The sequence below is a fragment of the Halobaculum sp. MBLA0143 genome, assembly GCF_041361465.1.
Classification (GTDB): Archaea; Halobacteriota; Halobacteria; order Halobacteriales; family Haloferacaceae; genus JAHENP01.
Genome location: NZ_JBGKAC010000001.1, coordinates 2,542,635 through 2,568,278 on the forward strand (window position 1 = coordinate 2,542,635; position 25,644 = coordinate 2,568,278).

A 25,644-nucleotide genomic window follows, 5' to 3' on the forward strand; every position below is an offset into this window, starting at 1 on the left:
ACATACACCTTGTGTCTGTCGCGTCGACGACAGAGCGGCCCCGACTCCGCCTGGCGACGACGACCGAGCGGTCGAGACGGTGGAGTGGCCATCCAGAGACACTAAGAGGGACCCTCGGCTACGAGCAGCCGATGACACTCGTGGTCCTCGCGTTGGACGCGCTCGACACCGAACTCGCGGCCGACTTCGGCGGCGGGTCGTTCTCGCTCACGTCACACGGCCACATGGAGTCTGTCGCCCACATGTTCGACGACCGGCCACACACCGGAGAGGTGTGGCCGACAGTTGCGACCGGTCTCCACCCACGAGAACACGGGATCACCGGCGGCGGCGAGAGCGAGTGGAGCAACCCCGTCGTGGAGCTCGGATCACGCCTGATCAACAAGTTCGACACCCAGATGAGCACCCGCAACCGACTGGGAGACATCGTCGAGGAGGTGACGAACGCGACCTGGGAGATGGCGACCGTCACCGACCCGACGTTCTTCGACGGGCCCGGGCGGGTCGTCCACAACTGGCCGGGAGTCCACCGAAACGAGGAACTTCACCGAATCTGGGACGTGATCGAGGAGGGAATCCGGAGCGGCGAGGACAACATGCCACGCGAGGAGTACGAGCGCCGGGTGCGGGGCATCGCCGCAGAACAGTTCGGCTGGGTCAGAGAGATGCTGAACCACGACACCTCGTTGGTGGCCGCACACATCCACGTCCTCGACGCGCTCGGACACGCGTACTCCGACGACAGAGAGGGGATGCGGCGCGCCTACGAGTGGTGTGGCGCCGAGGTCGACGCCGTCCGTGAGGCGATGGCAGAAGACGACGAACTGCTCGTTCTCAGCGACCACGGGATGGAGACGACCTGGACGGACGGCCAGAACCCACACGGGACACACTCCTGGCGGTCGTTCTCCGCGAGCACGTTCGAGACGCGCCCCGAGGACGTCCACGACGTGCGAGCGTGGGTAGAAGACCACGTCGACGACACCGAACGGACGGAGTCGGAACTCGACCTCCCCGAAGAACAGCTTCGTCAACTCGGCTACGTGGAGTGATGGGTCGAGCGAGCGAGATGGACTTCGGCCTGGAGAGCGTGAAGGCGTTCTCCGGGAAGATGACACAGGCTGTCCTCGGGTTCGTCGGCACGATCGTGTTCGCAAGAGTGCTCGGGCCCGACGGCTTCGGCGGGTTCTACTCGCTCCTGGCGGTGGTCCTGATCGCCGACCGACCCGCCAGAGGGGTGGCCCAGGCCGTCGAGAAACGCCGGTCAGAGTCGGGTGCGGCCGGAGCGGAGGTGGTCGGAGCGGGCGTCGTCGGGGTGGCGGTGGTCGTCACCGTTCTCGCCGCCGGCAGCTACGCGGTCCGCGGTCGGCTGCGGTCAGTCGCCGGCTTCGAGGGCGCCTGGGTCGTGTTCGTGCTCCTGTTGGCCGCACTGAGCGGGTTCGCACTGGTGCAGAAGCTTCTCGGGTCGGAGGGACTGATCGGACTGCAGACGTGGAACGACACGCTTCGGTCGGTGCTCACGCTGCCGGCACAGATCGGGTTCGTCCTGCTCGGGACGGGCGCCGCCGGTCTGGGGTACGGGCTCGCGGGCGCGACCCTGGCCGCGGTCCCGGTCGGGCTGTGGTTCGTCCGGCCGAGCGTCAGTCTCCCCTCCGTCGACACGCTCCGTTCCGTGTGGGCGTTCGCACGGCACAGCGCCCTCGGGACACTGGTCGGAAAGGCGTACGACCAGTTCGACATCCTGTTGTTGAACCTCGTTCTCGGTCAGGCGGTGTCCGGCTACTACAAGGCCGCGTTCAGTCTCGCGGTCCCGGGCGTGTTCCTCGCGAACGTCGTCGGCGCCGGCCTGACACCGAAGCTGTCGAGTCAGTTGTCTGAGGGCGGAACGGCGGGCAGCGACGTGACAAACAGTGTCTCGTACGCCAGCCTGTTTGCCGTCCCCGTCTTCTTCGGCGCACTCGCGCTGCCAGACGCGCTGATGGTGACGGTGTTCGGCTCTGGTTTCGCCGAGACGGGCGTGTACCTGGTCGGGCTGGCACTGTACAACCTCCTCCACTCACAGGTCGTCATCTACCAGCACGCGCTCGGAGGGTTAGACAGACCGGACGTCGAGGCACGGGTGAGTACCGCGACCCTCCTGGGGAACGTAGTCGTCGGGGTCGCGCTGGTGTACACCGTCGGCGGTGTCGGCGTCGTCGCCGCGACCGTGCTCGCGGAGACGGGACGGCTCGTCGTGTTCGCGCGCCGGCTCCGGTCGCTCGTCCCCGACGCCGACCTCCTGTCGCGGCCGTTGGCCAAGCAGGTGACGGCCGGTCTGGTGATGTGTGTCGTGCTCGTCGGGCTGCGCAGGCTCGTGGCCGTCACCGGGTGGCCGGCACTGGTCGCACTCGTCGCGTGTGGCGCCGTCGTCTACCTCGGAACGCTGCTCGGGATCAGCCCGGAGCTCCGGCTCACACTCCGTTCCGTGTACGCCGACGCACGGGGGTGAGTCGGTGAGCGTGTCGTCGAGGACTCGGCTCCGAGGGATTTTACCTGGAGCCACCGGTAGCATCGACGGTGTTCGGAACAAGCGGCGTCCGCGGCCCGGTCGGCGACGAACTCACCGCAGCCACCGCCCTCTCCGTCGGGCGCGCCCTCCCGTCGTGTGGCCACGAGACCGTCGTCGTCGGCCGTGACCCCCGCGAGACCGGGCCGGCGCTCGTCGACGCGCTCGCGGCCGGCGTCCGGGAGTGTGGCGGTGACGTGATCGACCTCGGGCTGGCCGCGACACCGACCGTCGCGCGCGCCGTCGGGACCCGGGACGCCGACGCCGGCGTCGCCGTCACCGCCTCCCACAACCCGGCGCCGGACAACGGCCTGAAGCTGTGGCGGCCGGACGGCCGGGCGTTCGGCGAGTCGGAACGCGAGGCGGTCGCCGCCCGCGTCGCGGACGACGACTACGAGTTCGCCGCCTGGGACGAGTTCGGCGACCGCCGGCGCGACCGCGAGGCGACCGCCGACCACCGACGGGCACTCGTCGCGCACGCCCGGGAGCTGTTCGGCGGGGAGCCGGAGCCGTTGTCGGAGACGGTTGTCGTCGACATCGGCAACGGCACCGGGCAGGTCACGGCGGCAGCACTGGACGCGCTCGGATGTGCCGTCCAGACGCTGAACGGCCAGCCGGACGGTCGCTTCCCCGGGCGGCCCAGCGAGCCGACGGCAGAGAACTGTGAACTGCTCCAGACGGCCGTCGCGTCGTCGGACGCGACCGTCGGGGTCGCCCACGACGGCGACGCCGACCGGATGCGGGCCGTCGACGAGACCGGAGCGTTCCTCTCGGGTGACGACACGCTGGCCGTGTTCGCCCACGCGGCGGCGACGGCCGGCGACACGGTCGCCGTCCCGGTAGACACGAGTCTGGCGGTCGCCGACACGCTCGCCGAGCAGGACGCCGCCGTCACCCGGACGCCGGTCGGTGACGTGTACGTCGCCGCCGCGACAGCACGCGAGGGGGTCGTCTTCGGCGGTGAGCCGTCCGGCGCGTGGATCTGGCCCGACGAGACCCGGTGTCCGGACGGCCCGCTCGCCGCCTGCCGGCTGGTCGCGCTCGTCGCCCGTGAGGGGCCGTTGTCGGAGCTGGCCGCGACGGTCGACTCCTACCCCATCCGGCGGGAGAACGTCGAGACCGACCGGAAGACGGCCGTCGTCGACGCGGTCGCCGACCGGGTCACCGACCGGTACCCGGCCGACGACGTCGACCGACTGGACGGCGTCCGGGTGGGGACCGAGAACGGCTGGTTTCTCGTGCGGGCCAGCGGCACCCAGCCGCTCGTGCGTGTCACCGCCGAGGCGCGCACGGCCGCCGACGCCGACGCCCTCCTGGCGACCGCGACTGCCCTCGTGGACGACGCCAGGGAGACGGCCGCGGAGTGAGCCGTCGACGGCGGCGGTCGGATTCGACGGGCTTCAAGTGCCGGCGGCCGTCCGTCCGGGTGAGATGGACCGAGCGCTCCTCGTCGCGGTCGTCGTCGGCGTCGTCCAGGGGGTCTTCGAGTGGCTGCCGATCTCCAGCGAGGGGAACGTCGCGCTCGCGTTGTCGCTCCTCGGCCGGTCGCCCGAGGAGGCCGTCGCGTTCGCGTTGTTCCTCCACCTCGGGACCGCGTTGTCGGCGGCCGTCTACTACCGCGAGCGGATCGCCGGGCTGTTGGGAGCGCTGCCGTCGTGGCGCCCCGGCGGCGACGGCGACGACGCCACACTCGGCTTTCTCGCCGTCGCAACCGTCGCCTCCGGCGTCGTCGGGATCGGCGCCTACCAGACCGTGATCGGGCTGGTCTCCGAGACCGGCGGCGGGCTGTTCGTCGTCGCCGTCGGCGTGTTGCTCGTCGGGACCGGCCTGTTCCAACGGCTGTCGGCAGACCGCGCGGCCGAGACACGGACGACGCCCAGCCTCGCCGACGCCGTCCTGGTCGGTGCCGGCCAGGGGCTGGCGATCCTCCCGGGCGTGTCTCGCTCCGGGACGACGACCGGCCTCCTCCTGTTGCGCGGCTACGAGGAGTCACGCTCGTTCGAACTGTCGTTCCTGTTGTCGATCCCGGCCGCGCTCGGCGCGGGCGTGTTGGCGTACACGGACACCGGGCTCGCGGCGGCGCCGACGGCGGCCGTCGTCGCGTTGGGTGTCGCGGCCGTCGTCGGCTACGCGACCATCGACGCACTCCTGCGCGTGGTCGAGCGGGTGGCGTTCTGGGCGGTGTGTGTCGGGCTCGGTGGGTTGGCTGTGGTGGGGGGAGTGGTACTAGTCGTCTGAGAGGTGGCCAGGACGGGTTCGCCGCCACCAGTTATCAGCATCGGGCGTTTGAATACGCGGTAGTCGGACCGCGAACGTGAGGGTGTCTGACGCGAGTGAACAAAGGGGATCAGACCGGGTCGAGCGGACGGAGATCCCCGGGTCGTCGAGGCTGGCCGACGAGTTCCGTCTGCTGTCGGGCTGGGCCCGTGGTCGCGTCTGTACCGCCGGCTCACGGCTGAGCCGGAGGCGACCGTGCTCGTGATCGATCCCCGAGAGACGTACACAGTCGGGCCGTTCGTCCGGCTGTTGGACGTCGTCGTCGAGCGGAGCCAGCCGTACTGGGAGGAATCGACGCCGAAACGAGTGCCGGACGCAGCCGAACGTCTGGCGGTGCAGACCGCAGACACCCGCGCGGGGCGTGCGGTGATCCGTCTCTTCGAACCGCCAGAACCGTTGCGACAGGCTGGCGACGACGAGACGGCAGAAGCGGGGAACACCAACAGTGAGACCGCAACGGGGGGGAGCTCCGAGGACGCTGGCGCCGCTACGAGTGAGTCAGCCATCGCTCCGGACGAGCGTCAGCTCAACGGTTACGGTCCCGAGATCGAGCGTGACGGTGCCAAGCGTGTGGAGGTACCACGGATACCGGAGGAGAAAGTCTGGGCTACAGCGGTAAAAACAAATTTATTGATTAGAGTTTAGCACTGATATAGAAAGAGTCATGAGTAGCGTGGATATCCCCAGGTCGAGTAAGAGCGACCCAGGGAATACAACCCCAGTGTACAGTATCGCAAGTGAGGCGACCACCGCAGCAGATGATATCACTACGTTTCCAATCAGTGTAGTTGTTTCTGGTAAATTGAATTTCTTATTTGCTATTCTTATTCTGCCTCTAGTCCGCCGCCACCCATCAACAAGTAGTGCCATTCCTACACCGAGTTTGATTCCGGTTTGAGACCCGGACGTGATGCTGAACAGGACGATATAAATCCCAAGCAGTATCTCTCCAACCGTAGTCTGTGCTTCTAATACCTCAAGAATGGACTTACCACGGGCACGCAGTTCCACCGTGTGTCCTAAGAGAGGAGCTGAGAGCGGCTGCAGGAGCCTTTCGGTTCCCACAACCACCAATAATATACCAACGAGTACGGAGAATGACTGGATTTCACCTACCCAAAATGGCAATGGCAGGACTGGGCGCGACCACTCAACCAATCGGGTTAGAACCGGAACGTGGTCTATTTCCGATCCAGACGTTACAGATTGCTGTCGCATAGAGGGCCCGCCGAGGTTCTCGTCGCCAGGCAGCCTGTCGACTTCGTAGGGGAAGTTCCCAGTCGTATACGATGCTACGACATCTCCCTCGCGGGACACCTCAACTACCCGGTTGTTGTTGGTGTCCATAATCAGCGTATTTCCGTTTTCAAGCCGATCTGCATCTCTCGGCCAGTCAAGTGGTACACCGCCCGCAGATGTTAGGCTCCAAGACACGTTCCACTGTCCATCACTGTTCTTTAGTTCCACTATTCTATTATTTTCACTGTCTGCAACTAGTACAGTGTCGTTGTTGAGCCACTGTGGGTTGTGTTGCCTCCACAGAATAGAGTGATCTCTGTCTTTGTTTATTACTTCTACAACCGTTTTGTTCCTGTTTATCATGAGTATTTGATCCTTGTTTCTGACAGACACCATGTACCTGTCTGGTCCGACCCTATCAACATCGTTAATGTGGAGCCAATCAGTCCGTGTAGGGTTGGGAGGTCGGGTGTAGTAAGAACTTGCATTCCATCTCCAAACTACAGATTCACTTTTTGGATTTACAATGAGTATACGTTCATATTCCATGTCTGCAAGAATCACGTTGCCGGACGGGAGCAGGTCTGCATCGTGAACTTCACTGTTGAACTCATCTCGGACAGGATACGTCCATTGGTGGGTGATTTCACTTGATCCAGTATCGATAATCCTGAACCCAGTTCTCGTGCACGGGGCGTCAAAGTCGCCACACTTCTGTGACTTTTTAGTGAAAGCGGCCAAGACAGAAGATTCGTCAACTGAATCTACGTCGAAGTAGGCACTTGCATTTCCATAGCTCCAAATGCGTTCCCCCGACTGAGTCGTAATATGTATTTCTCCAGATTGTTGTACACCGACGATATTTCTTTGATCCGATTCCGCCACATTATTGGTTGAGATATTAGGGGCTGTTGCTAATCCGATGGCGAATCCAGCCGTCACAACCAATAGTGCCACCCCATACAGTTTTGCCGCTTGTTTCGTAGACTTTCTCATGCTAGACTAGTCCCCCGTCAGATTCTGGTTTTGCCTTGTACCCTGCGTTTAAAAACCGGTCGGTATGTCGCCACCCAAGTGATTTTTTTATACCCGAATACATCCGAACCACCATGGCCAGTCAGAACGTCGTGTTGGTCTGCATCGACACGGTGAGGCGAGACACTTTCGAAGCCGTCGCCGACCGACTCGGGACGCGTGCAGACACCAGGTTCACCAACGCGTGGGCAGCGAGTACCTGGAGCGTCCCGAGTCACGCGAGTATGTTCACTGGGGACTTGCCGAGCGAACACGGGAACTTCTCCCGGTCGATCAGGTTCGACGAACTCCCCGACTACGGAACGTTCCTCAACCGCATGGAGATGGAGAGCACCTGGGGCGTGAGTGCGAACGGCTACGCAAACTCGTCGTTCGGCTTCGACGATCTGTTCGACGAGTTCGTCGACGTGTACGACGGCGTACGGTACCCGAGCGCCATCGACCTCCGGAAGTTCGTCAGACAGTCTGACCGAGAGGGTGTGTCGCTGTACCTCTCGTTCCTTCGAGCAGCCGTGACCAGCAGCTCTCCCGTCGGGTCACTCACGAACGGAGTAGGTGCACTGACATCACAGATCCTCGAGAACTCTCGACTTCCGGTCCCGACCCCGTTCGACGGGGGTGCGAAAGCGGTCCTCTCGTCGGTTGAAGAGCTCGAGTTCCGAGAACCGTTCTTCGGCTTCGTCAACGTCATGGACGCACACTCCCCGCTCACCGACGCGCTACACTTCGATTCGGATCTTTACTCCGTCCCGAGAGGGTGGACTAGCGCGAACGTCGACTTCGTCGACGAGGGACCGCAAGCGGTCCCCGCCGCCGTCGACAACTACCGGTCGCTGTACCAGGCTGCCGTCGACTACGTCGACCGCATCGTGGACCGTGTGATCGACGTGTTGGACGAGCAGACGGATAGAGAGACGACGGTCGTCCTGACGGCCGACCACGGAGACAACCTCGGGTACGCCAGCGAGTGGCACCAGTGGGGGCACGTGTACTGCAATCGGTTCACCGACTCGCTGTTGAACGTCCCGATGGCTATCGTCAACGCCCCAGAGGGATACGACGACATCGAACAAGAGCTGTTCTCGCATCTGGACCTCGGGAGACTCCTCGTCGCCCTCTCTCGAGGGGAGACACCACACCTCTGGCGGGAACTGTCGCCGTTCGAGACGATGGGTGTCGGGACAATCCAGAGTAGCGATCTGAACGAGTCCGACATCGAGTCGAAGCTTGCCGAGTGGGACGTACAGATGCGAGGAGTCGTGACGGAGGAGGGGGAACTGATTCAGTGGCAGCAGGGCGGTGAAGCCGTCACCGGAGACGGTAGTGACTACCGAACGGGACTCCCCGAGTCCCACGATCGATCGGTGCTGGAGTCCGCATTCGAGGACGACTTCCCGTCCGTGTCGGGTGACGGTCGGGACGATATTGACCAAGCCACGCAAGAACGGTTGGAACGGCTCGGGTACCGAGAGTGAAGACATGAGAACACGGTACTATACGTGTTATACACACGTTTCTACCTCTACTTTAACATCCTCTTTTTGTTGAATATATATATTTTTCCTTCAGTGGTGTTATACTTGTTTATCATATCTAGTCTCGAAGTATTGATTTCTCCTCGCCACGGATATCCCCACCCCCCACTCAGACGCACTGTGGTGTTTTTGGGTAGCTTGGATCCAGAAAGAAGTACATCAAAAGTTGGATGCCCTTGTCTGGTCGCGGTATACTCTTGTCCTATTCTACCATAATATACAGATCTCATTGAGATCCCTCTCTTCATTATCTGGTATCCAATTTCGTGCTTATATGGGATCTGCTCGGCTCTGTTCTGATAGTTATGCATCTCCAACCAGACAGAATCGCATCCATGCTGTTTTATTGACTCTCCTATCGGAGGGGCTTCCTCAGGTTGAACGGCACTTCCATAGCTTGCAGGGCCAGCCCAGACAACCATGGCATGTGTAGCACCAAGTATCAAGAATACAGCGACTACTATTTTTGTGCTTCTTTTTTTATATCTATTAGAGGAAATTAAATTGAAAACTAGCAAGAGAATGGAAAGTGCGATGACTATTGTCGCGCGGGCTGCTACTCGAAATGAGTCAACAACCGGTAAGTGATATATTAATGATGATTCACCACTAGCGAGCTGGGTGCCGATAAAGATAGATACTAGCACACCAATCCCCCACTTCAGGCGGAAGCTATCGGACGAGGAGATTGCTATCCATAGTCCGAATGCAGCGAGTAAAGGAATAGTAAATCCCACACCTGCGTATGCTTCATAATAAATAGCATCAGACACTGGGATGAGATTTCCAACGATTTCTAGACCAGATATGCCACTACTAACCTGCGGGCGTTCAGCACCTCCAATCACAACGGGTAGTATACTTAGTATAATTTTAGGAAAAGAAATTATAGATGCTTTAGCAGCCCCAATAATAAATGGTTTATTTTTAGTAATTAGTATTATAGGAGCTGCCACACACAAAGAATAAAAGCTGTGATATATACCCCCAACAAATAGTACTACAGACATGCATAGTCCAAAGAGAACCCCACTCATGTGTGGGTAGTTACGCAGCCTTAGTGGAGTTACTTGATGGATTGCAAGCACAACCCATGGATAAGCGAGCGTTTTCTCGATGTGCCCATCGAACAGAGCCATGGGAGATGTCCAAATAATAGCGATTGGAAGCGCAAGGTACCATTCAGTCCGCTTTTTAGCGAAATAATAAGATACTACTCCTGGGACAATATAGTGTATGGAAAGCAAAACTTTTAGATAAGGGGCTATCGGGACATTTGGAATATAAAGTGGCCATATCGGTGGATCGAATCCTTTCCAAAGAGGATTAACAAATTGATACTGTCCACCGTACCAAAGATCTGTGTATATCGGGAGGTCCCCGTTAGCGAGTGAGTGGCGAGCATGTATTATCGGATACATATTACTAATTCCGTCTCCGCCAAATGGCAGACCAGGGTGAAAAAAGTGACCACGCATAAATATAATAGGAGAAAAAGGAAAAATAACAAAACAATGTACTCTTTTATGTTAAGTTCGTTTCTGGTTTTCATGTTTCCAATGGTTGGGCGTGCCGAGCATACTCATACGAAGCATTAAGTCTTTTTATTGACTTATATTAGAACTTTTTCTAACTCTATATATAATAAAGTTTGTTTTTTGTATGAGTTTCACTAGCTGCCCCTCGCCTCGCTCGTTGAATAGTCTATATAAATGCTGGAGCACCCGTTTGAGTAGACGCGGCTCCTGTTCAGGAGTGTCGACTGTATCTCTGTGGTCGGAACCTTACCCTGGAACTTGGTCGAGAGTTCACCCGTTCGCGTGTTGTCACACCGGAGATACACGTACCCTCGGATGTTCCTGTCGCTCGGGCCGTCGATCCCCAACCCATCTCGTGCGTCGGGGGAATCACACGCCGCGACGATGTGTTCGCCGTAGTAGTCCGCCCAGATCGGATCGTCGCCCCCGTTCGCGCACACCCACTGTGCGGCGGCGCGTTCCTCGGCTTGGGTCACACTCGTCTCGAACCGCTCTCCCTCGTCGTTCATCACTTCGCCGTACGGAACACCGAACAGCTGGAAGATCCCGTACGTCCCGGCGACGAGTTGGACGACGAGGAAGACGGCGACGAGAGTGTTAGCGCTCGGTACTGGGATACCGCCGAACTGGTGCCGAACTCGTTCGACACCACCGACCAGAGCACCGACACCCACGACGAACGCGGGTGCGAGGAACGCCAGTGTCTGGAAGTACGCCCGGAACGGACCGTAGCCGGTGTACACTCGCGTCACGACGAACGAGACGCCCAAGACGCCGACAGCGGCCAGCGTGTACGGCACTCTGTCGTCGACCGGCTGCGACCCGAGCGCGCTGCGAGCGACCGCGAGCGCACCGAGAAGCATCGTCCCGATAGTCGAGTAGTAGACGAGTCGCGTCGCCGTGTCCGCGGCTGCGCGTCCGAGTCCCGGGATCAGTCCCCGAAAGCCGTCGCCGCTACTCGCTGCTGTCCCGTCGAGTCCGAGGCCTGGTGCCTCGTCCACGACAGACGTACCGGCTCGGTCGTTCGATCCGTCGGTGCCGTCGTTGGACTTGCCACCACCCGTCTCGCCACCGCCCGTCTCGCCACCACCCGTCTCGCCACCGCCCGTCTCGCCACCACCCGTCTCGCCACCACCCGTCTCGCCACCGCCCGTCTCGCCACCACCCGTCTCGCCACCGCCCGTCTCGCCACCGCCCGTCTCGCCACCACCCGTCTCGCCACCGCCCGTCTCGCCACCACCCGTCTCGCCACCGCCCGTCTCGCCACTCGGTGTGCCCGGCGGTTGTGAGTCGGTTGGGGTCGGAGTCGCTCCCGCCTCTGGCTGGAAGTCACTCGCTGAGGCACTCTGGAACCCCTTCCCGAGTTGCTGGATTCCTTCCACGATGTCGAAGAAGATCGACGGGGAGACGACAACGTACCACGCGATTGTCACGATACCGATCGCCATCATACTCGTCCGAGCGGGTGTGATACGTCGGAGCTCTGTCACGAGTGACTCTCGGTCGCCGAGGAGGAGTTTCCAGACCTCGCCGAACCCGAGAATAGCGAGGAGGATCAGCGCCGAGGTGTAGTGACTCACCACCACGGCGGCGGCGAAAACGACGAACAGTCCCCACCGCTGTCGGTCGGTGAGTCCGTCGTCGAACAGACAGACGAAGGCAACAAACATGAACACGAACGCGAGGAGGGTCCGAACGACTGTCCCGAGGAGCGTGACGTACACGAACTGGAACGGGAGGAAGGCCGCCGCGAGGAAGGCTCGTCGGTCACCCAGCCGGTCCCGGAACAACAGGAACACCGAGAGCGGAATAGACGCCTCGAACACCCGGTACACGAGTTTGTACACGTACTCGTCCAGGCCGGAGACGAGATGCAACGAGGCTGGGATCACAGTGATACTGAGCAGCCCGTTGAACCGCTCCCAGAACTGTCCACTGGTGAACCGCACCGGATTCCACCCGCCCTGGTCGACTACCGTTCTGAACAGGTAGTACTCGAAGCCAAGATCACCGTTCGAACTGAGGAACGGAGAGCGCAGTCCGTGAAGGAGTGCCATCCCGACGCCGATCGCGAAGATCGCGAGCGGGTACGCCCCTGTCGGAACGTCGTCCGCGACCGCGAAGTAGATCACGTACAATGCGGCGACGGCGAGCGTCGCGTACACGCCGACGCGCTGGCCGGTCGTGTACAGGAGTCGACTCCCGGCGACCGCGAGGATCGGGACGGCGACGACGCCGTACGCGGTCGCACTCGACAGCGACACGTCCGGGAGCGGCGGCCGTGGGACCCGAGTCGGCGAAGAGGCGAACAGCGGGCGGATCGCACTCAGCGTCAGTGTCACCCCGGCGAGGAGTGACACGTGGGCGGTCGGTTCGAACACACCGAGGAGTCCGACACCGGCGACGACGAGCAGACTCAGTGTGGAGGCGTACAGTAGCGTCCGGCTCGGGGATCGGTTCCGCACACCGACGAGTGCGAGCACGTGGAGCCCAGGGACGGTACAGAAGTACGCCAGCCCGACCAGCGGTCTGAGAACCGGTACGTCACCGAGGACGAGCCCGACGACGGGCACGATCAGGACAGCCAGCGCCACTTCGTCGACCCCGTACGGCCCGAGAACCCGTCTCGAATCGTCGTCCTGCATCTCAGTTCACCCAGAAGTGAACGGTCACACGTGGACTCGTCGGCGGTTCGACGACGATCACGTACCGCGTCGTCTCGTCGGGGGCTGGCGGAGCGAGAGTGAACTCGACGATCCGGTCGTCCCCAGCCGTGACGGACGTGTTCTGTCGTGCGACCCGACGTGTCGACGCGATCAACGGCTCCGATCCCGATGTCTCGACAGTCTGGGCCAGTGCCGAGACGTCGTACGCCGTCTCGGTACCACGCTCGTTCGACACCCGGACACGTACCGTGGTCCGGTCGCCAGCCGAGAGCGACTGGTTGTACTGGGTCGGATCGTCTACGAGTGCTACCTCGGTGAACTGACCGGTCCCAGAAGAGGTGGTAGCTGCGTAGCCAGCTGTCACCGTCGTCGTGATCAGTACCGATACTAGTACGATCACCTGAATTCCCCGCCACAGTTCCCCGCTGACTGACCCTTTCACTACCGTTAATCGAAGAACAAACCCGAAAAGTAAGTTGCGGTCTCGAACCCGAGCCGTCGGCACCCGCTACACCGGAACGAAACGTCTGAACCGAGTGTAGCGGACAAGAGAAAGTACAGGTTTAATTCCGGGTCGTGACAAGGAGGTCACGATGACCGACCTCCGCGAACGAACTGCAGACCTCCTCGCGGACCACCCAGACGCCGAGGAGGCGCTCCGGCGACTCGTCGAACGCGACGCGGCGGGCCCGTGGTCGTTCGAGGACGTGGCGGTCGACTCGGGGACGTTCGGTGAGATCGTCGCTGCGGGGGTAGTCGAGGAGACCGACGAGGGGTACGAGTTGGTCGATCGGGCCGCCGTCCGAGCCGTGTTGGACGGCGAGGACGCTTTGCAGACGACGAGCGGGTCGGACCTGCAGACCCGCCTGCAACGACTCGTGCCGACCGTGAGCGGAGAGCAGATCGCCGTCGTGCTCGGCGCACTCGTGTTCGTCGCGCTCGTCCGTGTCGGACCGTTGTTCGGGTCCGTCTTCCGAGACGGGGCCGTCGTGTTGCCCGGGAACGACCCGTACTACTACCGGTACTGGGTGACGACCCTGATCGAGCGTGGCGGGAGTCCACTCGATCCGGCCGTCTTGGCGTCACTCCCGGGAGACGTACCGACACGGGACACGCTGACCACCGTCGGCCTGTGGCTCGTCGCTGCGCCGTTCGGCGCCGGAGCGGCTCCGGCGGTCGTCGCGTGGTACCCACCGATCGCGGGGGTCGTCAGTGCCGCCCTGGTGTACGCCACCGTGGTGCGACTCACCGGCGACCGGCGAGCGGGCGTGGGAGCGATCGGTCTACTCGCCGTCGTCCCGGCACACGCCTTCCGGACCGCGATCGGGTTCGGCGACCACCACGCGCTCGACTACGTCTGGGTGGCCGCGATGGCGTACCTGACGGTCCGACTGGCGACGGGCGAGGACGGCGGCACCTCGCTGCGCCGGTGGGGACTCGGTGGCGCACTGGGACTGTGTGTCGCCGGACAGAGCCTGTCGTGGCGTGGTGCACCGCTCGATCTGGCACCGCTCGCGGCGGTCGTGCTCGTACTCGTCACACTCGACGTCGCGGCGGACCGTGATCCACTCCGCGAACGGGCGCCGACCGTGGTCGGGCTGGGTCTCGCCGGCGGGCTGACGGCCGGTGTCCACGCCACGCTGGGGTGGATGTCGGTGTACGTCGCCGCCGCGCCCGGCCTCCTGGCCGCGGGGACGGTAGTCGTCGTCGCCGTCGGCGCCCTCGCACACCGTCTGGAGCTCCCGGCAGTGTGGGTACTGAGCGGCGAGGTCGCGGTCGGGATCGGGAGTGTCGCGGTCGCCTGGGTCACGCTCCCGTTCGTCCGTGCCGGCGGCGAGGCGTTCCTCCGGTACATGCAGCTGACGACCGGCGGTACCATCGCGGAGACGAAGTCGTTGGTCGCGTCGGCCAACGGGAGCGTGATCGGACCGATACTGTTCCTCGGGGTCGCGCTCGTGTTGGCACTCCCGATACTCGTCGTCGAGACCGCCCGCGTCGTCCGTGCCGCGGACCGGCGCACCGTCGGACCGGTCGTGTTCGGCTGGTACTTCCTCCTGTTGTCGTTGGTACAGGTACGGTTCGCCGGGCAACTCGGGTTGTTCGTCGCCCTGTTCGGTGGGATCGGGTTCCTCCGGCTGGCACAGTGGATCGGAATCGCGGGGTCGGCAGACGACGCCGAACGGACGACGAGGCCCGCCGCCGACGGTGGCGTGAGACCGATCCGCCGCCCCGACCGACGGACCCTCGGATCGCTGGTCGTGTTGGTCCTCCTCGTGTGCAGCGTCGGGGCAGTACAGTCGTCGGTGAAGATGGCACAGATCGACACGAGCGACGCGGCGTTCGAGACTGCACGAACGATCGCGGACGACGCCGAGCGCCGCGGTCTGACCTACCCCGAGAACTACGTGTGGGTGACCTGGGGGGACAGTCGGATGTTCAACACGTTCGTCAACGGACGAGCGAGTTCGGTAGAGTTCGCACACGCGAACGACGAGTTCCTCAGGTCCCCCCGCCCGCGCGACTGGTACCCACGGATGGACGAGCGTGTCGGCTACGTCGTCGTGGAGGCGGCCGGTACCGTCGACCCGTCCGACCGATCCACGTACGCGCGCCTCTACGGGCGCCACGGGAGCCGTAGTGCCGACGTCGAGGGGTTGGGTCGGTTCAGGTTGCTCGACGTCTCGAAGGGAGACCGGTTCAAGACGTTCGTCTACGTTCCCGGAGCGGTCGTCACCGGGACGGCGAACCAGACCGGACGGATCACCGTCGAGACCGACACCACCGTCGACGGCCAGTCGTTCGTGTACAGACGAACGGCCGAAGTGGGTGAAGACGGACGGTTCGAGGTCCGAGTCGCGTATCCGGGGGAGTACCGTGTCGGTGACCGGACAGTGACGGTGACACCGGCAGACGTCGAGGAGGGTCGAGAGGTGCTGGTCGACGAGACGGAGGTGAACTCCCTCGAACCGAGTCGACAGCGGCGGCCGAGCGTGGAGACGGTCACCCGGCCGTCGACACACGACTCGGTCCGCGACGACATCGCGAGGACCTTCACCCGAGGAACTGGCACGTGGCGCACGGTCGAGAGCGGCTCCCGGACGGACGACCGACTGGAGGGAGGTCGATGACTCCCGAGGAGACGACTCGGCGACGAACCTCGCAGACCGGAGCCGAGACACGAGGCACAGCCGAGACGTTGGACGTCGACCTCGCCTTCCAGACGACCATCGACTACGGTGGCCTCGGGCGGTACAGCGTCGCCCTCCTGTCGGAGTTGGCCGATCGGTGTCGGAGTATCACGGTGTATCCGACGCACCTGTCCGTCCCCGACCCGGCCGGACACGAGTGGTGGGACCGTGTTCCTGAGTCGGTAGAGTTGGCTGACAGACGTGGGCTCGTCGCCAGCTACCTCCGGGACGCACGCGCCTTCCGTGACCACGACGTCGTCCACGTCAACTACGCGAGCCTCGGCCTCCCGGCGTTGTACAGGTCGCTGGCCGGTGACACACCGTTCGTGTACACGCTCCACCACTACGACGACCCCGAGGAGATCGCCGAGTCGACGTCGCTGAGACTCAAGTACGCCCTCGACCTCGGGGTCTGCCTGCCGGCGATGGGTCGCAGCGGCCGGCTCGTGACCGTCTCGGAGCACAACCGTCGGGAGGTACGCGAGTCACTCGGACTGTCACCAGACGTCGTTCCGCACGGTATCGATCCGGCCCCGTACCGTCGTGTCGACGCCGACGGCGTCCGTGCGGAGTACGGACTCGCCGAGGAGAGTCGGCTGCTGCTGTTCGTCGGGAAGTTCCACGGGTACAAAGACGCGACGACCGTCGTAGAGACGTTCGACCGGCTCCGGTCCGAGGGCCGTGACGTCGAACTCGTCATGCTGTCTGGCGGGGGAAAACGCGACGAAGCGGTCCGGCGACGACTCGCCGACTCCCCGTGGCGTGACCACACCAGACTCGTGACGGAGGTGACCGACCGGCGGTTGTACAGGTTCTACGACGCCGCCGACGTGTTCACGCTCCCCTCTCGCAACGAGGCGTTCGGACTCGTGTTCCTCGAAGCGATGGCGTCCGGGACACCCGTCGTCGCCGTCAACGCCGGTGCTGCCCCGGAGGTGGTAGGTGACGCCGGACGGCTGGTCCCGCCGGGCGACACAGAGGCGTTCGTCGGAGGAGTCAGAGACGTACTGGACGACGACGACATGGCAGCAGAGATGTGTCGGCGAGGACGAGAGCGTGTCGAACGGTTCAGTTGGCGACGGGCGGCAGAGGCGTACGTCGAGATCTACAGAGAGGTACTACGGTGACGCGTCGTCCACGTCGTGGGTCCGGGCGCCAGAGGGACTCCCGAGGTGCTCGTCGGACACGCCGAGTGACTCCGGGTTCACCCGTCGTTCGGGCTGGCGGTCAACCGCGGTGTCACCCGACGACGGCCACCACGGGAGTCGCCGGCAACCGTGGACGGAGGGGGACTCGTGAGTAGCCTCGCCCGTCTCGTCTCCGTCGAGGCAGGCGGACGAGCGATCGGGAAGATCGCGGAGTACGGACTCATCCTCGGTGTCGCGCGGTTACTCGGAAGCGACGGGCTCGGCGTCGTCGCGTTCGGGCTCGTGTTGCTCAGAATCTCCGGCGCGTTCGGGAGACTCGGGATGGACGTGATGGTACAGAAGTTCGTTCCCGCGGATCGGTCGGCTCCTGACCGTCTCGCCGGCACTGTCGTTCTTGGAGTCGTCAGCGCTGCCGTTGCCGGGACGGTGTTCGGGCTCGCCGGCTACGCCGTAGTCCCGGTAGTCCGCCCTCTCGGATACGAAATCTCGGAACCGGCGCGATTGTTCTTGCTTGGTGTCCCACTGTACACCGTGTTGCGGGTCGCCGAGGCGACCACCCGAGGGTACAAACAGACACGGTACGCCGTCTACGCACGAGAGTTCGCCCAGCGTGTGGCGGCACTCCCGCTCGCCGTGTGCGGTGTCTTCCTCGTCGGGAACGTTCTCGGTGCCGTGTACGCGTATCTCGCCTCCCTGGCGCTCGGTGCCGGTGTCGGGCTGTTCTACGTCTGGCGGATCGGTGCACTGGACGGGATCGCGAGCGCGTCGTACACGCCGCGTCGTGTCTTCGGGTACGCGCTCCCGGCGATGCTGTTCTCCGTCGCACACCCGCTGATCCTGTGGGTCGACGTCCTCGTCCTCGGACTGCTCGTACCACCGAGTGACGTCGGACTGTACGAGGCCGCCTACCAGACTGCGATACTCCCGACGTTCGCACTCGTCGCGGTCAGTGCCGTCTTCCCGGCGATGGCAGCCGACTACCACGAGGCCGGGGCGCACGATCGACTCCGTCGAACACTGCAGACCGTCACCAAGTGGGTGTGTGTCGCGGCGGGGTTCGCGGGGCTGTTCCTCCTCGTGTTCGCCGACCCGGTGTTGCGGCTGTTCGGGAAGGAGTTCGCCGCAGTCGGGGTGACGTTCACCGTGCTACTCGGATCGCAGGTTATGAGTGTCGCCACGGGACCGGTGAACTACGTCCTGTCGATGACCGAGTACGAGCGGCTCGAGATGGTGAACACGAGCGTGGTGGCGGTCGGGAACGCCGTCGGAAACGTGCTCTTGGTCTCGGAGTACGGGATCGTCGGTGCCGCCGTCTCGACGTCGCTCGCCGTCGTTCTCCTCGACGTACTGCGACTGGTTCAAGTCCGTCACCTCCTCGGGTTCTGGCCGTACGAACGGTCGTTCTTGTTGATCCTTCCCGTGCTCGCGGCGACCGGATGTGGCATGTGGGTGGTACGGACGGTTGTCTCCCGCCCGTACATCGGACTGATCGGGGGTGGTGTCGTCGGCACGGGGCTCCTGATCGCAGGAGCGTACGCACTGTACTCTCCGTCGGATCGAATGCTTTTCGAGTCGGTCCAGGAGTTGTGACACATGGACGTTGCACTGGTCAACAGTGTCGACGCGACCGGCGGTGTCGGACTGTACGCCCGACAGGTCGCCGAGCACGCCGACACCGACATCTCGGTGACACACTACTTTCTGAATAAAGAGACGAGAGAACTCGTCAGACGAGGGCCGTCGGACGATCGAGAGGTCGTCGCCGAGGCGAACCTGACCAGATCGATCGGAGGGAGAGTGGGAACGATGGCGTCGTTCTTCGAGCTCGCACGGTCGATTCCGGAGACGTACGACCTCTACCACGTAGCCGATCAGAATCTCGCACCGCTGTGTCTCCTCCCGAGACTCACACCGACAGTGGTGACTGTACACGATCTCGTCTACCGTGTCCGAGGGGCCAGTGAAGTTGATTCTCGGGTCGGTCGAGTCCTGTACGCGGGGCTGCACACGGCAGATCGTATCGTGACTGTCTCACAGTCGACTGCCGACGACGTCGTACGGTTCGGATACGCAACCGACCCGAGTGTCGTGTACAACGGTGTCGGCTCGGCGTTCGAACCGGCGTCGGACACCGAAGTGACGGAGTTCGCCGCCGAACACGACTTGGACGCAGATCGCTACGTACTGAGTATCGACGCCGACAAGCCCCGAAAGAACGTCGCAGCGACGATACGAGTCTTCGAAGAGATCAGACGGCGCGTCCCGGGAGACGTTCGACTGTTACGGACGAAACCACTCGAAGAGGCAGGAACGGTCGCGGCGGAGTTGGGTGTCGAGGGAGACATCGACGTTGTCGGACCCGTACGGTGGGACCGACTGCCAACGGTGTACTCGCTAGGTGACGTACTGATCTCGACGTCCATGTACGAGGGATTCGGCCTCCCGGCACTCGAGGCGATGGCCTGTGGGTCCCCGGTCGTCGTTTCGGATGTCGGCTCGTACCCGGAAGTCGTCGGTGACGCCGGGTTCGTAGAGCCGGTGGGTCAAGAGGATGCGTTTGTGACCGACGGTGTTGAGCTCCTGACTAATCCTGAGACACGAAGGCGGTACGAGCGACGCGGTCGCAAACGTGCAGACGAGTTCTCCTGGCGACAGTGTGGTGAGGCGACCAGCCGGGTGTACCGACAGTGTGTCGCTGACGGATGACGGCGTCACTTTCGGAGAATATCGACAAAGAACGACGAGAAAAACGCCTGAACCCCGATCAGAATGAGCGTATACGCGACAATCGTGCTAGCGATTGCCGGTAACTCGTTGAAACCGCTGTCGGCCCACCTGTAGAGGAGGTAACCGGCGATCGACACACCGGAGGTCATAAGCATCGCTCCGACCAAGAGCCCCCGTTCGAGCGAGAACACGCTACGCACGATGTCGCTGATCGGGCCAGACGGGTCCTGAATCGGCGACGAGGCGAGTCCCGTGTAGTAACCAAATGCTCCGACCTGTGTGCCGACGAGCAACAGCAGGCTCCCGAGGATCGTCGAGTGCAAACCGAACAGGTGACCGAACAGCTGGGTTTCGGCGTACCCGAGGGCCATGATAGTTGTCCCAAGCAGAGACATCACCAGTCCCGGGACAGAGAACAGACCTCTCGGGGCGTTGGCGAGCATGAACTTCACATGACGCCATCCGTCACTGAAACTGTCGAGCGTCGCTTCACCTTCTCGCTCGTGATACGTGATTGGGACTTCGTCGACCTCTAACCCTTCCGACACTGCCGACATCAACATCTCACTCGCGAACTCCATTCCTGTGGACTCCATCGACATCTGGTCGAGTGCCTCGGCGGTGAACACTCTGAACCCACTGTGTGCGTCCGAGATGTCGGAACCGTAGAACACGTTCAAGAAGGCGGTGAGTGCTGGATTCCCGAGATACTGGTGAAGTGGTGGCATTGCACCACTCTTAATCTCACCCTCGAATCGACTTCCAAGTACGAGGTCGGCGTCGCCGTCGGCGACCTCCCGGTACAGCTGTGGGAGCTGTTCGAAGTCGTAGGTCGTGTCCGCGTCGCCCATGGCGATGTACTCGCCACGGGCGTGTTCGAAGCCGTACTGGTAGGCGTACCCGTAGCCGTCACGGTCCGGCTCCACGACACGAGCACCCATCTCGCGGGCAATCTCGGGCGTGCGGTCGGTGGAGCTGTCGCTGACCACGATCTCGGTGGGGACACCGAGTTCGACGACCGCGTTCTTCACCCGGGTGATACACTCCTCGATGCCGGCCTCCTCGTTAAGTGTCGGCATCACCACCGTCAGGACCGGTTCAGTGTCGGAGTCCTCGTCGACGAGCATCGCGGTCTGCTCGGGAGTTCCCCGCACTCCTGTGGTCACAGACTGGTCACTGTGGTGTGGCTCGTCGACGGACATCGTTCGATACCCTATACGCTGTGTATTCTGCGTGTATTTGTAAAACCGTTTCTGTTCGTGCGCGCCGCACACCGGCCGTCAGACAGATCAAGTCGGGAGCCCCGGAGCTGCTACACGCCACACAACGACCGCTCACTGCTGTCTGTGGAAACATCCCTGTGGCAGGGGGCGGTGTGTCTGCTTAGACCCGGGCGGGGCGGTGCGGGACACTCCGGTACGCATAACACGCCGGCCCCCGCTCACCAGACCGTGCAAGACAAACGCGTCCTCGTCACAGGAGGAGCCGGCTTCATCGGCTCGAACCTCGCCAACAGCCTCGCGGAAGCCAACGACGTGACCGTCGTCGACGACGGCTACCTCGGCACCCCGGAGAACCTCCACGACGACGTCGAGTACGTCGAGGCCAGCGTCACCGACGACGACCTCCCGACGGACGTCGACGTGGTGTTCCACCTCGCGGCGCTGTCCTCGTACGCGATGCACGAGGAGGACCCCGCCCGCGGCGCGCGGGTCAACGTCGAGGGGTTCGTCAACACGGTCGAACAGGCCCGCCGTGACGGCTGTGACACGGTCGTGTACGCGACCACCTCCTCCATCTACGGCGACCGGACGGAGCCGTCCCCGGAGACGATGGCCGTCGAGGCGAACACGGGCTACGAGGCGTCGAAGCTCGCCCGCGAGCGGTACGCGGAGTACTTCCACAACTTCCACGACATGACGCTTGCGGGCCTCCGGTACTTCTCCGTCTACCAGGGCTACGGCGGCAGTGAGGAACACAAGGGTGAGTACGCCAACGTGATCGCGCAGTTCGCCGAGGACATCGCGGCCGGCGAGCAGCCGGAACTGTACGGCGACGGGGAGCAGACCCGGGACTTCACCCACGTCGACGACGTGGTGCGGGCGACCACGCTCGCGGCCGACGAGGAGCTTCAGGGGATCTACAACGTCGGCACCGGCGAGCAGCACGACTTCCTCCACGTCGTCGACCTGATCAACGAGGAGCTGGGAACGGACGTGGCGCCGACGTTCGTCGAGAACCCCATCCCGGACGACGTGTACGTCCACGACACGCTCGCGGACTACTCGAAGTTCGAGCAGGCGACGGGCTGGGAGCCGGAGATCGACCTGGAGACCGGGATCGAGATGGTGTGTTCACAGTACACGGACTGAGAGGCGACACGCGGGACGCGGAGTGACGCTGCGCGGTGCCAGTTCCGCCCCCCGCCACCCTGGCACCGGCGAAAGGTGTGTAGTCCCCCGGGGCGAACGGGCGACTATGAACCGACGGACGGCGGTCGGTCGACTGGGCGCGGCAGCCGTCGCCGGGCTCGCGGGCTGTGGCGCGCTCCCGGGTCGAGACGAGCCCAACCGGGTCGGCGAGGCGTTTCTCGTCGGCGGCGACCGCAGGCGGATGGAGTACGTCGTCCGACGGGTCCAGACGTTCACCAGGCTCGGCAACGGCCCGACGGCGACGACCGCGGGCGTCTGGGTCGTCCTGACGATCCGGCTCGTCAACCGGGCGCCGCGGCCGTTGGAGCTGACGAGCAGGCCGTTCACGCTCGTCCGCGACGACGGGCGGGAGTTCTCCCCGGTGAACGGGATCGGACCGTACGTCTCGAACGACGCACGGGTGCAACCGCGGTCGTTCGCCTTCCTCACCCTCGCGCCGGACTCGCCGACGGACGTGGCGGTCGTGTTCGAGGTGTCACCGGAGGACCGTTACACGCTCCGGATCAGGCCGCTGGGGACGTTCACGCTGGAGAGCGCCGGCGAGGTCGCTCTCGGCGAGGTCGCCGACCCCGCAGACGGCCGCGAGACGGCGGGTGACGACACCGCCACCGACGGCGGTGAGTCGACGGAGACGCCGACACCCGAGACGGAGACGGCGTCGACGGACGGCTGACTCTCCGCGGATCGGACACCGTCGTCGTTGGCCGGCCGACTGCCCGGCGACCGGACCGCGCCCGTCGTCTCGGGCGTCGCCGTCGCGTTGCGGGCGTTCGGGAGCGAGACGCCGACGCGACCACCCGCGGGGACGGTGACGTTCCGGCGGTCGACGACCGCGCCGGTGGCGTTCCGGACGACGATCCCGACGGTGACGCTGCCGGCCGCGGGTGCCGACGCCCGGTCGCCGTCCCGGCCTGCGGCGCCGCCCGTCCGCCGGTTGTCGGCCGCCAAGCTCCCGTTGGTGGCGATCTCGGCCGCGACGGAGGCGTTGGCGACGGTCGTCCGCCCCGTCTCGGCGTCGACGAAGCCGGTCTGTGCGTCGACCGCAGAGCCCGAGCCCGACCCCGAGCCGGACGCCGCAATCTGCCAGTGGAGACTCCCCTCCACCGTCACCGGAACGGGGTCGCCGGTCGTCCGGGCACCGAACCCGCCGACCCGACTCGTCTGGGCGACGAGCTTTGCCGCGCGGTCGGCGCCGATCCGGGCCGTCCGGAACTGGACGACCCCGGCCGAGCCCGTGCGGGCGTCCACCGCCCACATCCGGGAGACCCCCTCGCCGTCCGTGCTCGTCGGCGCGAAGTAGGTCAGCGACGGGACGGAGTCGTTGCCGGTCGGGGCCGCGACGGGCCACTGGCCGTCGCCGGGGAACCCACCCAACTGCGGTGTGTCGCCGTCGCCGCCTAGCGCCGCCGCGACGGCGCCGTCACGGTACGCCAGCGCCGCGATCCGTCGGCGGACGAGCGACGGCGGATACACCGCCTGGCCGGCCAGGCGGTCGTCGCCAGCGACGGCGTCGGCGGCCACGAACTCCGTCGCGCCGTCTTGGTCCATCACCTGGACGCCGGCGAACTTCGGCACGGCGTACGGCTGTGGCAGCGGGAACAGCCGGAACCGCCACTCGTGACGCACCGCCGACTCCGCGATGTAGGCCGCGCCCTCGTGTTCGAACACGGTGCGTGTCGCCGGCTGGCGGTCCAGCGTCGGCTGGGCCAGGAGTGTCTGGTACTCGTAGGCGTCCAGCCAGAACTGACCCATCCCGTTGCGGAACGACGTCTCCCGGACGACCGGGCCGCCGGAGCCGTCGGCGGCGACGTAGACGGCACCGCGCTGACGCTCCGTCAGCCGCGAGAGCAGTTCGTCCGGCACGACCGGGTACGACCAGGTGTACGAGCCGTTGCGGTAGGCCAGCCGGCCGTCGCGCGTGCCGAATCCGGGCGACTCGACGGCCGCCGTCGCCGCCGTCTTCGCCGCCGACTCCGGTCGCGTCCGGGCGTGGCTGCGGGAGGTGTCAGGCAGCGACCGCAGCGCCGTCGCCTCCCGGGTCGTCTGCTCTGCGAGGTCTTCGGCCGCGTAGGCGTCGCCCACCCCCGGGCCGATGACGACCGCGAACAGGACGGTGACACCCACGAGCGCGATCAGTACGTCACGCCGGCGTGGGAGCCCCTCGGTGCGGTACAGCGCGACCGTCGCGGCGGCGCCGACGGCCCCCCACCACAGCAGACTCGGCGTCTCCACGAGCGCGTGGTAGAAGAGCGCCTGCACCTGCGGGAGCAGGACGACCACGACGACGAGCAGCCCGACCGCCGAGACCAGCCCCGCGAGGTAGACGCCCGAGACGAGCAGACCACGAGCGCGCGTGCCGTCGGTCATCGAGGTGGGCCCCTCCAGTCGTCGTCGGTTGGCGCTGTCTCCCGGCCGTCGTCGTTCGGTCTCTCTCCCCGGTCGTCACTACCACTGTCCGAACCGTCGTCCCCCGTCGCCCCCCAGCGACGTGACTGCGCCGGTCGGCGCTGTCGTGTCACGGCCGGGGGTTCGGCCGAGACGGGCTTGAATCCACGGCACACCCCGCCGTCGCTCCTCACTCCGTCTCGTCGGGGTCCGTCTTCGGCCCGAAGTACCGGTAGCCCGTCGCGCCCGCGCCGACGAGCGCGAGCAACAACACACCCAGTGACAGTTCCGTCCGGTCGATCCGGCCGCCCAACTCCGTCGGCGGCTCCGCCAACACCTCGACGTACTTGATCTCGGAGATGTCGAAGCGGTGGGTGCCGTCGGAACTCACGACCAACACCTGGACGCCGTGTGTGCCGGGTGTCTCGCCCGACACCGGCTGTGTGATCGTCGTCGACTCCCCGGGCTGGAGCTGTGGCCGCCCGATCGGGACGATGCGTGTCGTGTTGTTCGGCCCCGCCGTGTTCATCGTCACGCGGGACGTGGTGACCTGCTCGCCTCGATTCTCCAGAGTCACCTTCACCGTCGCCGTCTGGTTCACGACGAGTTCGTCCGTCGTGACGGTCACGTCCGTCAGACACACCTTCTGGCCGCCGACGGCGCGGCACCGCTCCGTCGCGCCGACGGCCGGCGCCACCGCGGCCAGCCCGACGAGACAACAGAGACAGACCATCACCCAGAGCCGTCGTGTCATGCGCGGCCGTTCTCCGCTGGCGTACTAAAAGCTGTCTGCGACCTGCGGCTCTGGCCCCCCTGTTGTCGCCCGAATCCCGCCCGCGGTCCGCCGCAGGCCCGCCCGAGTGGTGGCCGGCGTGCGACGGGCTCGGCTCAGTCCCACCCAGTGTGCGCTGCGTGCTCGCCCGAGTGGT

Annotated in this window: 19 protein-coding genes; 12 read left to right on the top strand and 7 right to left on the bottom strand. The window is 64.2% G+C overall.

Annotated elements, in window-relative coordinates; translation table 11 throughout:
• The first annotated feature begins 131 nt into the window (after nt 1-131).
• The 5 genes from RYH79_RS13225 to RYH79_RS13245 all read left to right on the top strand — a co-directional run bounded on the left by RYH79_RS13225 (nt 132) and on the right by RYH79_RS13245 (nt 5,467).
• Nucleotides 132-1,052: an alkaline phosphatase family protein gene (locus RYH79_RS13225; RefSeq protein ID WP_370899877.1), complete on the top strand. Its 921-nt coding sequence runs from the start codon at nt 132-134 to the stop codon at nt 1,050-1,052.
• Nucleotides 1,052-2,488: an oligosaccharide flippase family protein gene (locus RYH79_RS13230; protein ID WP_370899879.1), complete on the top strand. Its 1,437-nt coding sequence runs from the start codon at nt 1,052-1,054 to the stop codon at nt 2,486-2,488. The genes RYH79_RS13225 and RYH79_RS13230 overlap by 1 nt, the downstream gene beginning before the upstream one ends.
• 68 nt (nt 2,489-2,556) lie before the next feature.
• Nucleotides 2,557-3,912, top strand: coding sequence for a phosphoglucosamine mutase (gene glmM / locus RYH79_RS13235; protein ID WP_370899881.1), 1,356 nt, complete (start codon nt 2,557-2,559; stop codon nt 3,910-3,912).
• A gap of 64 nt (nt 3,913-3,976) precedes the next feature.
• Nucleotides 3,977-4,783 carry an undecaprenyl-diphosphate phosphatase gene (locus RYH79_RS13240; protein WP_370899883.1) on the top strand — a complete coding sequence of 269 codons (807 nt, stop codon included), beginning with the start codon at nt 3,977-3,979 and terminating at the stop codon, nt 4,781-4,783.
• 240 nt (nt 4,784-5,023) lie between these two features.
• Nucleotides 5,024-5,467 carry a hypothetical protein gene (locus RYH79_RS13245; RefSeq protein WP_370899885.1) on the top strand — a complete coding sequence of 148 codons (444 nt, stop codon included), beginning with the start codon at nt 5,024-5,026 and terminating at the stop codon, nt 5,465-5,467.
• On the opposite strand, the gene RYH79_RS13250 is transcribed toward RYH79_RS13245, so the two are convergent.
• Entirely contained in the window at nt 5,450-7,057 is a 1,608-nt protein-coding gene (locus RYH79_RS13250) for a hypothetical protein (RefSeq protein ID WP_370899887.1), read from the bottom strand. The genes RYH79_RS13245 and RYH79_RS13250 overlap by 18 nt on opposite strands.
• Before the next feature lie 113 nt (nt 7,058-7,170).
• On the opposite strand from RYH79_RS13250, the gene RYH79_RS13255 reads away from it, so the two are divergent.
• Nucleotides 7,171-8,571 carry a sulfatase-like hydrolase/transferase gene (locus tag RYH79_RS13255; protein ID WP_370899889.1) on the top strand — a complete coding sequence of 467 codons (1,401 nt, stop codon included), beginning with the start codon at nt 7,171-7,173 and terminating at the stop codon, nt 8,569-8,571.
• A gap of 47 nt (nt 8,572-8,618) precedes the next feature.
• On the opposite strand, the gene RYH79_RS13260 is transcribed toward RYH79_RS13255, so the two are convergent.
• The 4 genes from RYH79_RS13260 to RYH79_RS13275 form a co-directional block, all read right to left on the bottom strand.
• A complete protein-coding gene (locus RYH79_RS13260) occupies nt 8,619-9,770 on the bottom strand; it encodes a hypothetical protein (protein WP_370899891.1) in 1,152 nt (383 codons plus the stop codon).
• Between the two features lie 533 nt (nt 9,771-10,303).
• Nucleotides 10,304-11,170, bottom strand: a complete 867-nt coding sequence (locus RYH79_RS13265) for a DUF2206 domain-containing protein (protein ID WP_370900890.1) — start codon at nt 11,168-11,170, stop codon at nt 10,304-10,306.
• Nucleotides 11,101-11,514, bottom strand: coding sequence for a histone H1-like repetitive region-containing protein (locus RYH79_RS13270; protein ID WP_370900892.1), 414 nt, complete (start codon nt 11,512-11,514; stop codon nt 11,101-11,103). Before RYH79_RS13270 ends, RYH79_RS13265 begins: the two co-directional genes overlap by 70 nt.
• Nucleotides 11,515-12,815: 1,301 nt before the next feature.
• Nucleotides 12,816-13,277, bottom strand: coding sequence for a DUF1616 domain-containing protein (locus RYH79_RS13275; RefSeq protein ID WP_370899893.1), 462 nt, complete (start codon nt 13,275-13,277; stop codon nt 12,816-12,818).
• Nucleotides 13,278-13,428: 151 nt separating this feature from the next.
• On the opposite strand from RYH79_RS13275, the gene RYH79_RS13280 reads away from it, so the two are divergent.
• The 4 genes from RYH79_RS13280 to RYH79_RS13295 all read left to right on the top strand — a co-directional run bounded on the left by RYH79_RS13280 (nt 13,429) and on the right by RYH79_RS13295 (nt 19,877).
• Nucleotides 13,429-15,963, top strand: a complete 2,535-nt coding sequence (locus RYH79_RS13280; RefSeq protein WP_370899895.1) for an STT3 domain-containing protein — start codon at nt 13,429-13,431, stop codon at nt 15,961-15,963.
• Nucleotides 15,960-17,150 (top strand): glycosyltransferase family 4 protein, encoded by a 1,191-nt coding sequence (locus RYH79_RS13285; protein WP_370899897.1) that lies wholly within the window; start codon nt 15,960-15,962, stop codon nt 17,148-17,150. Before RYH79_RS13280 ends, RYH79_RS13285 begins: the two co-directional genes overlap by 4 nt.
• A 168-nt stretch (nt 17,151-17,318) precedes the next feature.
• Nucleotides 17,319-18,761 (top strand): oligosaccharide flippase family protein, encoded by a 1,443-nt coding sequence (locus tag RYH79_RS13290; protein WP_370899899.1) that lies wholly within the window; start codon nt 17,319-17,321, stop codon nt 18,759-18,761.
• 3 nt (nt 18,762-18,764) lie between these two features.
• Nucleotides 18,765-19,877, top strand: a complete 1,113-nt coding sequence (locus RYH79_RS13295) for a glycosyltransferase family 4 protein (RefSeq protein WP_370899901.1) — start codon at nt 18,765-18,767, stop codon at nt 19,875-19,877.
• Nucleotides 19,878-19,882: 5 nt separating this feature from the next.
• Here the strand turns inward: RYH79_RS13295 and RYH79_RS13300 are convergent, their stop codons facing one another.
• Complete coding sequence (locus tag RYH79_RS13300; RefSeq protein ID WP_370899903.1) at nt 19,883-21,100, bottom strand: glycosyltransferase family 2 protein; 1,218 nt, start codon at nt 21,098-21,100, stop codon at nt 19,883-19,885.
• Nucleotides 21,101-21,349: 249 nt separating this feature from the next.
• On the opposite strand from RYH79_RS13300, the gene RYH79_RS13305 reads away from it, so the two are divergent.
• Together RYH79_RS13305 and RYH79_RS13310 are read left to right on the top strand one after the other, a co-directional pair.
• Nucleotides 21,350-22,270 carry an NAD-dependent epimerase/dehydratase family protein gene (locus RYH79_RS13305; RefSeq protein ID WP_370899905.1) on the top strand — a complete coding sequence of 307 codons (921 nt, stop codon included), beginning with the start codon at nt 21,350-21,352 and terminating at the stop codon, nt 22,268-22,270.
• 106 nt (nt 22,271-22,376) lie between these two features.
• On the top strand, nt 22,377-23,003 hold the full coding sequence (locus tag RYH79_RS13310) for a DUF4352 domain-containing protein (RefSeq protein WP_370899907.1): 627 nt from the start codon (nt 22,377-22,379) through the stop codon (nt 23,001-23,003).
• Nucleotides 23,004-24,905: 1,902 nt separating this feature from the next.
• Here RYH79_RS13310 and RYH79_RS13315 read toward each other — a convergent pair.
• Nucleotides 24,906-25,469: a CARDB domain-containing protein gene (locus RYH79_RS13315; RefSeq protein WP_370899909.1), complete on the bottom strand. Its 564-nt coding sequence runs from the start codon at nt 25,467-25,469 to the stop codon at nt 24,906-24,908.
• Between the last annotated feature and the right edge of the window lie 175 nt (nt 25,470-25,644).